Raw genomic sequence first — 12,256 nt, 5'->3', positions numbered from 1 at the left:
AGTGGCATCCACATGACCCGCATCAACTTTCCATCGCGCACCCTGAGCGCACTCGCACTCGCCGCCACCGTCGGCCTCGGCGCCCTCGCCGCACCCGCGGGGGCCCTGGCGCAGAGTTACCCCAACAAGCTGGTGCGCATCGTCGTGCCGTTCCCGCCCGGTGGCAGCACCGACCTGCTGGCGCGCAAGCTGGGCGAAAAACTCGGCACCACCTGGAAGCAGACCGTGCTGGTGGACAACCGGCCCGGCGCCGGTGGCACCGTCGGTGCAGACCACGTCTCCAAATCCGAACCCGACGGCTACACGCTGCTGCTCGGCGTGACCGGCAGCAACGGCATCGCCGGTGCGCTGTACCCGAACCTGCCCTACGACGTGGTCAAGGGTTTCACGCCGGTCACCGCGGTGGTCAGCGCTCCGCTGCTGATCGTGAAGAACCCGAACCTGCCAGCGAAGACGCTGCCCGAACTGATCGCCGCCGCGCGCGCACGGCCTGGCTCCATCACCTACGGCTCGGCCGGCAGCGGCACCTCCATGCACCTCACGGGCGAGATGTTCAAGCTGGCCACCAAGGCGTCGCTGCTGCACATCCCGTACCGCGGCAGCGCCGGCGCGCTGAGCGACCTCATGGGTGGCCAGATCGACCTGATGTTTGGCGACATCCTGGTGGTGCAGCCGCAGATCGCAGCCGGCAAGCTGGTGCCGATCGCGGTGACCTCGAAAGAACGGCACCCGCTGTACCCGAACGTGCCGACGGTGGCCGAAAGCGGTTACCCCGGTTTTGAAGCCCTGTCGTGGCAAGGCCTGTTCGCGCCACCCGGCACACCCGCCGCCGTGGTGGAACGGCTCAACAAGGACGTGAACGCCGCGCTGGCAAGCCCCGACATCCAGGACTACTTCGTCTCGCGCGGCTTCAAGCTCGGCGGCAGCAGCGCCACCGACTACAAGAACTTCATCGAAGCCGAGGCCAGCAAGTGGGCCGGCATCGTGAAGGCCTCCGGCGCCAAACCCGATTGACCGACTGACCGATCGAATGACAACCCCAAACCCCGGCATTGAATACGTGGGGCCGCCCGTGCAACGGGCTGGCCTGGTGCAACCCATTTCGCCCGCCGTGGTGGTCGAAGACCGCTTGGTCTTCGTCGCCGGGCAGGTGCCAATGCGCAACGGCCAGCCCGCGGGCGAAGACATCGCGAGCCAGACCCACTACACGCTGGACCTGATCGAGGACATCCTCAAGCGCGCGGGCTGCACGCTGGCCGACGTGGTGAAGACCACGGTGTGGCTGGTCAACGCACAGGACTACCCCGGCTTCAACGCCGCGTACGCCGAACGTTTCCCGGCCGCCACCGCGCCGGCACGCTCGACCGTGATCTCGGGCCTGATTGCCCCGGTGCTGGTGGAGATCGAAGCCACCGCCCTGCGTCCGCCGCGCTGAACACACCGTGCGGGGCCGTTCCAGGGACGCACCAAAACGGCGCGCCTGCTATCATGAAATCCCTCTTTTCAGCGCCTGGCAGCCGCCGTCTTCCAGCGCGATCCCGGACCATGACAGCAGCACGATCTCCGGCGCGGCCCACGCCCCGCGCCGATGCCCACACGCCCGCTCGACCCGTTCGCGCCGTGCGGGAAAGCCGACAGCGCATCCTGGCCGCCATCCGCGAAGCCGCCATCGAAGAGTTCAGCCTGCATGGCCTCAAGGGCACGTCCACCCAGGCCATCGCCGAGCGTGCGGGCCTCACCAAACCGCAGCTGCACTACTACATCACCGGCAAGGAAGAGCTCTACAGCGAGCTGCTCGACTCCGTGATGAAGGCCTGGAAGATCGAGTTCGCGCCGCCCGGGCTCACCGAGCCGGCCGACATCCTGGCGCACTACATCCGGCAGAAGCTCGACCACGCGTTCGACCAGCCCACGGTGTCGCGCATCTTCACGCGCGAGATCCTCGACGGAGGCCACAACCTGGACCGCTACTGGCCCAATGCACGCATCTGGATCCAGAAGGAAGTGGCCATCATCAACGGCTGGATCGCACGCGGCCTGATGCGGCCGATGAACGCCCACCTGCTGCTGATGCACATCTGGGCCATGACGCAGCACCACGCCGACTTTGCACTGCAGGTGCGCGAGATCTGCGGCAGCGAACGCGACCCGGCACCGCTGGACCGCGAGACGGTGGCGCACGACCTGGTGCCGTTCGTGCTTCGCGGCTGCGGCCTGATGCGCGACTGAACACCGCGCAACACCTCACCCTGCCTCAAGGCGGCGCCGTCTTTCAGCGCCGCGCCACCAACACCACGCCACCGCCTGTTGCCCTGTTGCATCCGATGAAAAGCCGAGGGTTTTCACGGTTTTCCGACGGTCTTTTTTTCTTATACTGACCAAATAGTCAAATTAAACGGTCAGAAATTGAGCTCCCTTTCCACCGCGGCCACACCAGTTGTCCCGGACACCCCCTCTTCACAGACCCCAACCCCGCGTGGCGAGATCACGATCCGGGTATCCCAGGTGCTGCGCCACACCTCAGAGGTCAGCGGCTTCGTGCTGCAGCGCATCGACGGCCACCCCCTGCCCACCTGCGAGGCCGGCGCGCACATCGACGTGTACCTGCCCGGTGACCTGGTGCGCAGCTACTCGCTTTGCGGCGACCCGGCGCGCAGCCACGAGGCCTACGAGATCGCGGTCAAGCGCGAAGACCGTGGCCGCGGCGGTTCGCGCGCGGTGCACAGCTGGGTGCGCGAAGGCGAAATCCTGCGCATCGGCGCGCCACGCAACCTGTTCCCGCTCGCGCCGCAGGCGCCACACCACCTGCTGCTCGGCGGCGGCATCGGCATGACGCCGATGGTGGCCATGGCGCACGCCCTGCATGCGCGTGGCGAGCCGTTCACCCTCGCGGTGTTTGCGCGCAGCGCAGCGTACCTGCCGCTCAAGAACGTGCTCGACACCGCGCCCTGGCGCGACCGTGTGCAGACCCACTTCGACGACGCCCCCGTGCGGACCAGCCCGGCCTCGCTGGTGGCGGCCGCGCCAGCCGGCTCGCACGCCTACTACTGCGGGCCGGAAGGTTTCATGCAGCACGTGCGCGAAGCCTGCCAGCACTGGCCGGCCGAGCGTGTGCACTTCGAGTACTTCAACGCACCACCCAAGAGCGAAGCGGCCAGCGCCGCGGCACCGGCAACGGCCGGTTTCGAGGTGGTGCTGGCGCGCAGCCAGAAGCGGCTGACGGTGGGGCCCGAGCAGAACATCGCCCACGTGCTGCAAAGCGCGGGCGTGCGTGTGGACACCGTGTGCGAACAAGGCATCTGCGGCTCCTGCATCACGCCCTACCTGGACGGCACACCCGATCACCAGGACTTCTGCCTGACCGAAGACGAGCGCGCGACGCACATCGCCATCTGCTGCTCGCGCAGCCGCACGCCCACGCTGACCCTGGACCTCTGACCCGCCCCATGAGCCTGCCGCCCTCACGCCCTCCTGCCGCTCCCGAGGTGATCAGCAACGCGCGCCTGCCGCGCTGGCTGCTGGCGCCCGACTGGCCGGTGCAGGGCCACACACCATCGCTCGCGCGCATCGAGCTCGCCGCAGGCCGTGTCGCCCGCGTGCTGCCCATGACGGCGGCCACGCCGGTGGCGCAAGGCGACTGGGATGTGCAAGGCGCGCCGGTGCTGCCGGGCTTCGTGGACGCGCATACCCACCTGGACAAGGCCTTCATCCTGCCGCGCATGGGCGCGGCGAAACCCGGCCTGCTCGGTGCCATCGACGCCGTCATCAGCGACCGCGCGCACTGGACCCATGCTGACCTGCGCGCACGCGCCGAAAAAGGCCTGCAGTGGGCCTGGCAGGCCGGCACCACCCACATGCGCACCCACATCGACTGGTGGGACCCGCAGACGCCGCCACTCGCCTGGCAGGTGATGACGGAGCTCGCGGCCGAATGGCGCGGCCGCGTCCACCTTGAACAGGTGGCCCTGATCAAACTGGCGCCGTTCCAGAACGCCGACGATGCCCTGCGCCTGACGCGCAGCGTGGCCGAGACCGGGCCACACGCGCTGCTCGGTGGTTTCGTGCACTCCAGCAACTGGGACGCCGCCGCCCTGCGCAACCTGGTGCTGGCCGCGCAGGCGGTGGACCTGGACCTGGACCTGCACGTTGACGAAGAACTCAACCCCGACGCACAGGGCCTGGCCTTTGTTGCCGGCCTGCTGCGCAAGATCGGCTTTGGCGGCCGGGTGGTCTGCGGCCACAACTGCGCCCTCGCCGCGCAGGACGAGGCCCGCGTGCAGGCCACGCTGGAAGCGGTGGCGCGCGCGCCCATCACGCTGATCTCATTGCCCATCACCAACCTGCTGCTGCAGGACGCGGTGACCGGCCGCACGCCGCGACTGCGCGGCCTCACGCTGGTGAAGGAAGCGCGCGCGCACGGCATTCCGCTGCTGTTCGCCAGCGACAACGTGCAAGACCCGTTCTGCCGCGCCGGCAGCCTGGACCCGCTCGAAGCCATGCAGGCGGGCGCGCTCACCGGCCAGCTCGACAGCCCTTTCGACCTCTGGTCCGACGCCCTCTGCCGCAGCGACTGGCTGCTGCGCCACCCGCTGGCGCGCCCCACGCTGGAAGGCGCCAGCGCCGACCTGGTGGTGTTTCACGACAGCGACGCCCACGCCTGGCCGTCACGCAGCGCGGCGCGCAGCGTGTTGCGCCAGGGCCATCTTCTCGCCTCCGACTGACCTCCCAAGGACCCCGCCCCATGATGCACGGCTACTTCCCTCCCCACCGTTTCCTGCCCTACTTGGCCTGGACGGAAATCACCGCGCTGCCGGACCGCGAGAACACGGTCATCGTGCTGCCGGTGGGCGCCACGGAACAGCACGGCCCGCACCTGCCCTGCTCGGTGGACACGGTGATCGCCGCCGGCGTGATCGGCAAGGCCTTCGAGCGCCTGCCCGCCGAGATCCGCGCCTTCGGCCTGCCGCCCATCACCTACGGCAAGTCCGAAGAGCACCTGCACTTCGCCGGCACCATGACGCTGACCGGCACCACGCTGCTGTCGACCATGATCGAACTCGGCGAGTCGGTCTACCGCTCGGGCTTTCGCAAGCTGGTGTTCGCCAACGGCCACGGCGGCCAGCCGCAGGTGCTGGAGATGGCGGCGCGTGAACTGCGCCTGCGCCATGGCGACTTTGTCGTCGTGCCCTACGGTGTCTCGCGCGTGCCCAACGTCTCGGGCAAGTTCATCAGCGACCAGGAGCGCAAGCTCTCGATGCACGCCGGCCATTCGGAAACCGCGCTGATGCTCGCGCTGGCGCCCGACACCGTGCACATGGAGCGCGCCGCCGCCTACTTCCCGCCCCCGTTCCCGAGCAAGACGCTCTCGGCCGACGGCCGCCCGGCCTGTGCCTGGGTGGCGCGCGACTTCGGCCCCAGCGGCGTCATCGGCGACCCCACCACCGCCACCCGCGAACAGGGTGAAGCCATCCTCGACAGCCTGGCCGATAGCTGGGTCCAGGCCATCACCGAGCTCTACACCATGCGCTGGGTCGTTCGCGACGAAGCGACCTGGGAACGTGGCCACCACACCGGCCACATCCAGCAGACCCTGGACTGAAACCTGCTTACTGTTTTTTCGTTTCCGTTTTCCTCCCCTCGCGCCACCTCGCCCCACCCCACCCTTCGACAAAAAGGCCTGCCATGACCGCTGCTTCCACAATGCCCCGCCTGTGCCGCGCCCTGAGCGCCACCGCCCTGGGTGTGCTGACCCTGACCGCCGCCCAGGCGCAGGAAAAGTTCACCTTCATGACCAACTGGTACGCACAGGCCGAACACGGCGGCTACTACCAGGCGATTGCCAACGGCATCTACAAGAAGCACGGCCTGGACGTGACCATCAAGATGGGTGGCCCGCAGATCAACATCATCCAGGTCATGGCCGCCGGCCAGGCCGACTGCATCATGGGCGCGACCGACACGCAGATGATGGTGGCGCGCGGCAACGGCCTGCCCATCGTCAACGTGGCGGCGATCTTCCAGAAAGACCCGCAGGTGCTGATCGCCCACGAAGACGTCAAGTCCTTCGAGGACATGAAGGGCAAGACCATCCTGATCGCCCCCACCGCGATGCGCGGCATGTGGTCCTGGCTCAAAGGCAAGTACGGCTACACCGACTCGCAGGTGCGCCCCTACACCTACAACATCCAGCCCTTCGTTGCCGACAAGAACATCGTGCAGATGGGCTTCCTCTCGTCCGAGCCCTTCGCCATCCAGAAGGCGGGCGTGAAGGTCAACACCTTCCTGCTGGCCGACCAGGGCTACCCACCCTACGCCAACCTGATCTCCTGCATGGAGAAGACGGTGAAGGACCGTGAGAAGGCCGTGACCGCCTTCGTGAAAGCCACCGCCGAAGGCTACAAGAGCTACCTGGCCGACCCCGCGCCGGCCAACGCCCTGATCAAGAAGGACAACCCCAACATGACCGATGACCAGCTCAACTACGGCATCGGCAAGATCAAGGAGATGGGCATCATCACCAGCGGCGACGCGGCCAAGCTGGGCATCGGCGTGATCACGCGCGAACGCCTGATGAAGACGCACGCCTTCCTGGTGGAGAACGAGATGATCGACCCGGCCAAGGTCAACGTCGACCAGGCCTACCGCTTCGACATCTCCCGCGAGGCCAAGGTCCTGCCCTGACCTGACCCGTCAACGCGCCTCGCACCGGTGCGCCGCTTCGGCTGGCGCACCGGCCTGCATCCGCTTCCAGCCCACGAACATCACATGACGACGACGAAGACAGACCAAGCGTCCAACAACACCCTGGCGATCGATATCCAGGGCGTTCAGAAAACCTACCCCAACGGCACCGTGGCCTTGCAGCCGGTGGACCTGCAAGTTCGCGAAGGCGAATTCGTGACCTTGCTCGGCCCCTCGGGCTGCGGCAAGAGCACGCTGCTCAAGATGGTGGCCGGCCTGCTGGAACCCACCAGCGGCAGCCTCAAGCTGTGGGGCCAGGGTGTCAACCAGTTGGAGAAGTCGGGCCATCGCCTGTCCTTCGTGTTCCAGGCACCGACGCTGATGCCCTGGGCCAACGTGCAGACCAATGTGCGCCTGCCGCTGGACCTGGCCGGTGTGCCACGTGCCGAGGCCGACGCACGCGTCGCCGATGCGCTGGCGCTGGTGGGCCTGTCCAAGTTCGCCAAGGTCTTGCCGCGTGCGCTGTCGGGCGGCATGCAGATGCGCGTGTCGATCGCGCGTGGCCTGGTGGTCGAGCCGACCCTGCTGCTGATGGACGAACCCTTCGGTGCGCTCGATGAAATCACGCGCCACAAGCTCGACGCCGACCTGCTCGAACTCTGGCAGAAGAAGAACCTCACCGTGGTGTTCGTCACCCACTCGATCCACGAGTCGGTGTTCCTCTCCAGCCGTGTGGTGATGATGGCCGCGCGCCCGGGCCGCATCGTGGAAGAGTTCCACATCGACGAACCCTACCCACGCAGCCCGGACTTCATGGTCTCCACCGAATTCAGCCGCCACGCCAAGCAACTGCAGGAAAGCCTGCTGCGCGCCAGCCGTGACACCACCGAGGACGCCCGCGCATGAACACGACGCACAACACCCCCTTCCTGAAACAGCCGCGCGTGCAGCGCATCCTGTACCCGGCGCTGGTCGCCATCGTCCTGATCGCTGCGTGGCAGGGCCTGGTGGTCGGCTTCGAGCTGCCGCCGTACCTGATCCCCTCGCCCGGCCTGATGATGGAGACCCTGATCAAGGATTGGGGCACGCTGTTCAACTCCCTGGTGATCACCATGAAGATCACCGTGCTGTCCTTCATCCTCGCGGTGGTGGTCGGGGTGCTGATCTCCTTCCTGTTCGTGCAGAGCCGCCTGATCGAGACCGCGCTGTTCCCGTATGCCGTGCTGCTGCAGGTCACGCCCATCGTGGCGATTGCCCCGCTGATCATCATCTGGGTCAAACAGCCGACGGCCTCGCTGGTGGTGTGTTCCGCGCTGGTGGCGCTGTTCCCCATCATCTCCAACACCACGCTGGGCCTGCGCAGCGTCGACCCCGACCTGCAGAGCTACTTCAAGATGAACCGTGCCACGCGCGGCCAGATCCTGTGGCGCCTGCGCATCCCGAGCGCGCTGCCCTACTTCTTCGGCGGCCTGCGCATCTCCTCGGGCCTGGCGCTGATCGGCGCCGTGGTGGCCGAGTTCGTGGCCGGCACCGGCGGCACCAACACCGGTCTGGCCTACCAGATCCTGATGGCCGGTTACCAGCTCGACATCCCGCGCATGTTCGCCGCGCTGCTGCTGATCTCGTTCGCCGGCGTTTTCCTCTTCGTGCTCATGGCCTGGCTGACCAAGGTGTCGCTGGGTTCCTGGCACGCCAGCGAAATCGCACAGGACTGATCCACCGTTTCCGAAAGACACGCCATGAACGCCCCTCAAACGCCCATCGAACAACTGCAGCACGAGCTGCCCGACCTCGACTGGATCACCGACCCCCTGAAGGTGGGCCGCCTGTCGCAAGACTTCTCCTGGTTCAGCCCGGTGCTCAAGCGCCAGCTGGTCGGCAAGCGCGCCGACATCGTCGTCAAGCCGCGCACCGAAGAAGAGATTCGCAAGGTGGCCAGCGCCTGCGCGCGCCGCAACATCCCGCTCACCCTGCGTGGCGCGGGCACCGGCAACTACGGCCAGTCCACACCGCTGCACGGTGGCGTGGTCCTGGACATGAGCGGCTACAACGCCTTCCTCTGGTCGCGCCCCGGCGTCGGCCGCGCGCAGGCCGGCATCCGCCTCGGTGACTTCGACACCGCCACCCGCCCCATGGGCTGGGAGCTGCGCTGCATCCCCTCCACCTTCCGCAGCGCCTCGCTGGGCGGCCTGTTCAGCGGCGGCTTCGGTGGTGCGGGTTCGATCAACTACGGCCCCATCGGCGCCGCCGGCAACATCATCGGCATCCGTGCCATGAGCATCGAAGCCGAGCCGCAAGTGGTGGAACTGCGTGGCCCCGAAGCCCTGCTGATGCACCACCTCTGGGGCACCAACGGCCTGGTGCTCGAGGTGGAGATGGCGCTCGCGCCAGCCCACCCGTGGCTGGAGATGATCGTCACGTTCGAAGACGGCGACCGCGCGCTCGACTTCGGCAACGCCCTGGCCCACGGCCCCGGCATCGTGAAGAAGAACATCGCCGTGCTGGCCGACCCGGTGCCGGCCTACATGACGCCGCTGGCCGAGTACCTGCCCAAGGGCTGCCACGCGGCGCTGGTGCTGGTGGCCGAGTTCTCCGAAGCGGCGGCACTGCAGGTGGCCGCGGCACACGGCGGCAAGGTGACCTACCGCCGCACGGCCGACGAGGTGAAAGCGCAGCACCACACGCTGGTGGAGTACTGCTGGAACCACACCACGCTGAACGCGCTCAAGGTCGACAAGGGCCTGACCTACCTGCAGACCACCTTCACGCCCGGCAAACACCTGGACCAGGTGCGCACCATTCGCTCGCTGTTCGGCGACGAGGTGCTGATGCACGTGGAGTTCCTGCGCAGCATGGACGGCTTCACCACCTGCACCTCGTTGCCGCTGGTGCGCTTCACCACCGAGGAACGCCTGAACGAGATCATCCAGATCTTCCGCGACAACGGCATCCGCGTGAACAACCCGCACACCTTCATCATCGAAGAAGGCAAGGTGGGTGGAGACCTGCCGCAGAACGTGATCGACATGAAAAAACGTTTCGACCCCGCCGGTCTGCTGAACCCGGGCAAGATGCGCGCCTGGGGCCTGCCCGGCTGAGCACCGCACCTTCACACGGAGAACCCCCATGAGCACCGGCACCCCCATGGCCCACTACGCGGCCGCCCGACGCGTTGGCGATTTCGTGTTCCTGAGCGGCGTGGTGGCGGTCAACCCCACCACCCGCCAGACCGTGAGCCGTTACGAGGAGCTTCCCGCCGAAGCGCTGCCGCCGCTGCGCGGGCTGGGCTACGTCACCGGCCAGATGTCGGTGGACGTGTTCGAGGCGCCCATCGTGGCGCAAAGCTGGTTCGTTCTCGACCGCATCCGGGCCATCGCCGAAGAACACGGCGGAAAGATGGACGATGTGGTCAAGCTGGTGCAGTACTTCCGGCACCTGCCGCACTACGCGCAGTACAACCGCGTGCGTGGCCTGTTCTACCCCGGGCAGCCACCGGTGAGCACCGTGCTGGAGGTGTCGCGCTTCCTGCCGAGCGACGACGCCCTGATCGAAGTCGAAGCGACGATGTACCTGCCCCGCTGAGCGGCACGGCCAGCTGGCCGGCTAGCGCCGGCTCAGCAGGCGGGGGATGTTCACCACCACCCGCACATCACCCGGCGGCAGGCCGGCCTTGATCTCGTGCTGCGGGTCCTGCGTGTCGCGCGCACGCGGTTCGCCCAGCGGCATGCCCTGCCGCCCCACGATGGCCAGCACCTGCGGTGCATTGGCCTTGCTGGTGCGCCGCGTCACCACCGCCACCTCGCCACTGGCCAGGCGCACATAACTGCCCGGCGGGTAAAAGCCGATGTGTTTGATGAACAGCGCGCCCAGCGGGTCGGGCTGCCGGTCGGGGCCAAGGTAGAGCTCGCGCGCAACCTGCTGCGCCAGCAAACCTCCACGGCCCTCGCGCGGGCTGATGCAGGCCGCATACACATCCGCCATCTGCAGCAGGCGCTGCGCCAGGTCCGTCACCAGCTTGCCGGCCGGATAACCGCTGCCATCGGCGCGTTCGTGTTGCTCTTCCACCAGCTGCAGCCAGAACGGATCGTTGACACCCAGCGCGCGCAGCATCGCCGCGCCGCGCACCGGGTGTTCGTGCACGGCCTGGCGTTGCGCGGAGTTGAGTTCAGCAGACTGGCGGGCCATGGCGTCGTGCGCGCGCGTCATGCCGATGTTCATGCTGAGCGCGGCACGAAACAACGTGTCCTGCTCGCTCGGCGACAGGCCGGTGGACGGCGACACCAGCGCACACAGGCCGGCTGAAAGCAAGGCGTGGCTTGCGCTGTAGCCCACGCGCGCATCAAACAGCAGTTGAACCAGCACCAGCAGGCTGTCGTCGGGCACCGAACGCCACATGCCTTGCGCGCGCGCAGCCAGGCGTTCGAAGCGCTCGTTGAACTGCGTGGCCGCCTCGCCTTGCAGCAGGAGCTTGCCGAGGGACGCGTGGGCGTCGGACCAGAACTCCAGCGGGCCGACGTCGTCGCGCGCCACCGCATTCGGCACCTCCACCGCGTGGCTCAGGCTGGCGATCTGGCTGATGGAAACGTTGTCGCGCACCATGCGGTCGAGCTCGGTGGTGTAGCTGTAGTTCCAGGCACGCCAGTCGGCCTCCAGCACCACCGGCGAGTGCAGCATGAGCAGGCCGCGATGTTGTTCCGAGGTGATCGCTTCGCCCTTGCGCAACAACAGCACACCCTTCGGATCCCACACGTTCACGGGAACCGGCTGCTGCAGCGCGATGGCGTCCAGGGGAAGCGACTTGTACATCGCACCGAATCTACGCGCCTGCGCACGTCACGAATGCCCGAAAAGCCGTCAAAAAACCGCCAAGTTCAGGGGCACAGACCGGCGGCCAGGCACAGCTTGTCGGCCACCACCGAAGCCACGTCACCCAGCACGCTGTTGATGAAGGCCACGGCAGCCGCCGTGGCAACACCGAGGAACGCGCCCACCGCGGCGATCAACGCCGCCGGCAAGGCGATGCCGGCACCGGCCGCCCCGGCAGCCGCCACGATGGCCACCGCCAGCGCCTTGGCCGTGCTTCGGCAGACCCGACAACGCAGCCGCGGCGCCTGCGCGGCGGCCGGAGCCGGGTGGAATGCCATGGCGCTGAGGCCCACCGGCGACCCGTCTCGGTAGATGGACGCGATCCACGAATGGCCCTCGGGCTGTATCAGGATGGCCACCTGCCGGTCGGGCGACAGGTACTGCCGTTCGGAAGGGCCTTGCCACTCGAACGGGCGCAGGTCGTTGTCGAGCAGGGTCAGGCGCGCATCCAGCTCGGGCGACCAGGTGCCCTCGGGCGTGGCCGCGGTGAACACGACAAACTGCACGGGGTGGCGGGTTTCGGCACCGAGCACCAGGTTGGCGGTGTCGGGCTGCTCCGGCTCGTTCAACACCAGCTCGGCCGACGTGGCCCAATCGGGATCGCTCACCCGGTAGATCTGCATGCTGCCCCCCCCCGAAAACAACGCGTAGGGCGGCAGGATAGCGCAGGCCAGGCACGGTGCACAGCCCGTCTGGCGGGCAAAAAGGG

Annotated in this window: 13 protein-coding genes; 11 read left to right on the top strand and 2 right to left on the bottom strand. The window is 67.5% G+C overall.

All coding sequences use genetic code 11. The annotated features are described in order from the left end of the window. Positions 1–12 precede the first annotated feature (12 nt). The 11 genes from HPA01S_RS14485 (at position 13) to HPA01S_RS14435 (ending at position 10,263) form a co-directional block, all read left to right on the top strand. On the top strand, positions 13–1,014 hold the full coding sequence (locus HPA01S_RS14485) for a tripartite tricarboxylate transporter substrate binding protein (protein ID WP_066271336.1): 1,002 nt from the start codon (positions 13–15) through the stop codon (positions 1,012–1,014). 16 nt (positions 1,015–1,030) lie between these two features. Then, a complete protein-coding gene (locus HPA01S_RS14480; RefSeq protein ID WP_084360699.1) occupies positions 1,031–1,435 on the top strand; it encodes a RidA family protein in 405 nt (134 codons plus the stop codon). Positions 1,436–1,545: 110 nt separating this feature from the next. Next, on the top strand, positions 1,546–2,229 hold the full coding sequence (locus tag HPA01S_RS14475; protein WP_066271333.1) for a TetR family transcriptional regulator C-terminal domain-containing protein: 684 nt from the start codon (positions 1,546–1,548) through the stop codon (positions 2,227–2,229). Between the two features lie 276 nt (positions 2,230–2,505). After that, entirely contained in the window at positions 2,506–3,438 is a 933-nt protein-coding gene (locus tag HPA01S_RS14470; protein WP_066271332.1) for a PDR/VanB family oxidoreductase, read from the top strand. Between the two features lie 8 nt (positions 3,439–3,446). Beyond that, on the top strand, positions 3,447–4,721 hold the full coding sequence (locus HPA01S_RS14465; RefSeq protein ID WP_066271327.1) for an amidohydrolase family protein: 1,275 nt from the start codon (positions 3,447–3,449) through the stop codon (positions 4,719–4,721). A 20-nt stretch (positions 4,722–4,741) separates the two neighbouring features. Next, positions 4,742–5,599, top strand: a complete 858-nt coding sequence (locus tag HPA01S_RS14460) for a creatininase family protein (RefSeq protein WP_066271324.1) — start codon at positions 4,742–4,744, stop codon at positions 5,597–5,599. Positions 5,600–5,682: 83 nt separating this feature from the next. Then, positions 5,683–6,681 (top strand): ABC transporter substrate-binding protein, encoded by a 999-nt coding sequence (locus HPA01S_RS14455; RefSeq protein WP_157085036.1) that lies wholly within the window; start codon positions 5,683–5,685, stop codon positions 6,679–6,681. A gap of 84 nt (positions 6,682–6,765) precedes the next feature. After that, positions 6,766–7,587, top strand: coding sequence for an ABC transporter ATP-binding protein (locus tag HPA01S_RS14450; RefSeq protein WP_066271472.1), 822 nt, complete (start codon positions 6,766–6,768; stop codon positions 7,585–7,587). After that, positions 7,584–8,396, top strand: a complete 813-nt coding sequence (locus HPA01S_RS14445) for an ABC transporter permease (RefSeq protein ID WP_066271319.1) — start codon at positions 7,584–7,586, stop codon at positions 8,394–8,396. The genes HPA01S_RS14450 and HPA01S_RS14445 overlap by 4 nt, the downstream gene beginning before the upstream one ends. A 24-nt stretch (positions 8,397–8,420) precedes the next feature. Then, positions 8,421–9,779: an FAD-binding oxidoreductase gene (locus HPA01S_RS14440; protein WP_066271317.1), complete on the top strand. Its 1,359-nt coding sequence runs from the start codon at positions 8,421–8,423 to the stop codon at positions 9,777–9,779. A gap of 28 nt (positions 9,780–9,807) precedes the next feature. Continuing rightward, positions 9,808–10,263, top strand: coding sequence for a RidA family protein (locus HPA01S_RS14435; RefSeq protein WP_066271314.1), 456 nt, complete (start codon positions 9,808–9,810; stop codon positions 10,261–10,263). Between the two features lie 21 nt (positions 10,264–10,284). Here HPA01S_RS14435 and HPA01S_RS14430 read toward each other — a convergent pair whose 3' ends face one another. Beyond that, complete coding sequence (locus HPA01S_RS14430) at positions 10,285–11,487, bottom strand: HD-GYP domain-containing protein (RefSeq protein ID WP_066271312.1); 1,203 nt, start codon at positions 11,485–11,487, stop codon at positions 10,285–10,287. A gap of 65 nt (positions 11,488–11,552) precedes the next feature. Then, positions 11,553–12,170 (bottom strand): hypothetical protein, encoded by a 618-nt coding sequence (locus HPA01S_RS14425; protein ID WP_066271309.1) that lies wholly within the window; start codon positions 12,168–12,170, stop codon positions 11,553–11,555. Between the last annotated feature and the right edge of the window lie 86 nt (positions 12,171–12,256).

It is taken from the genome of Hydrogenophaga palleronii NBRC 102513 (assembly GCF_001571225.1).
In the GTDB taxonomy this organism is placed as follows: Bacteria; Pseudomonadota; Gammaproteobacteria; order Burkholderiales; family Burkholderiaceae_C; genus Hydrogenophaga; species Hydrogenophaga palleronii.
The sequence above is the reverse complement of the archived record's forward strand: the minus strand, read 5'-3'. Positions and strand labels throughout refer to the sequence as shown.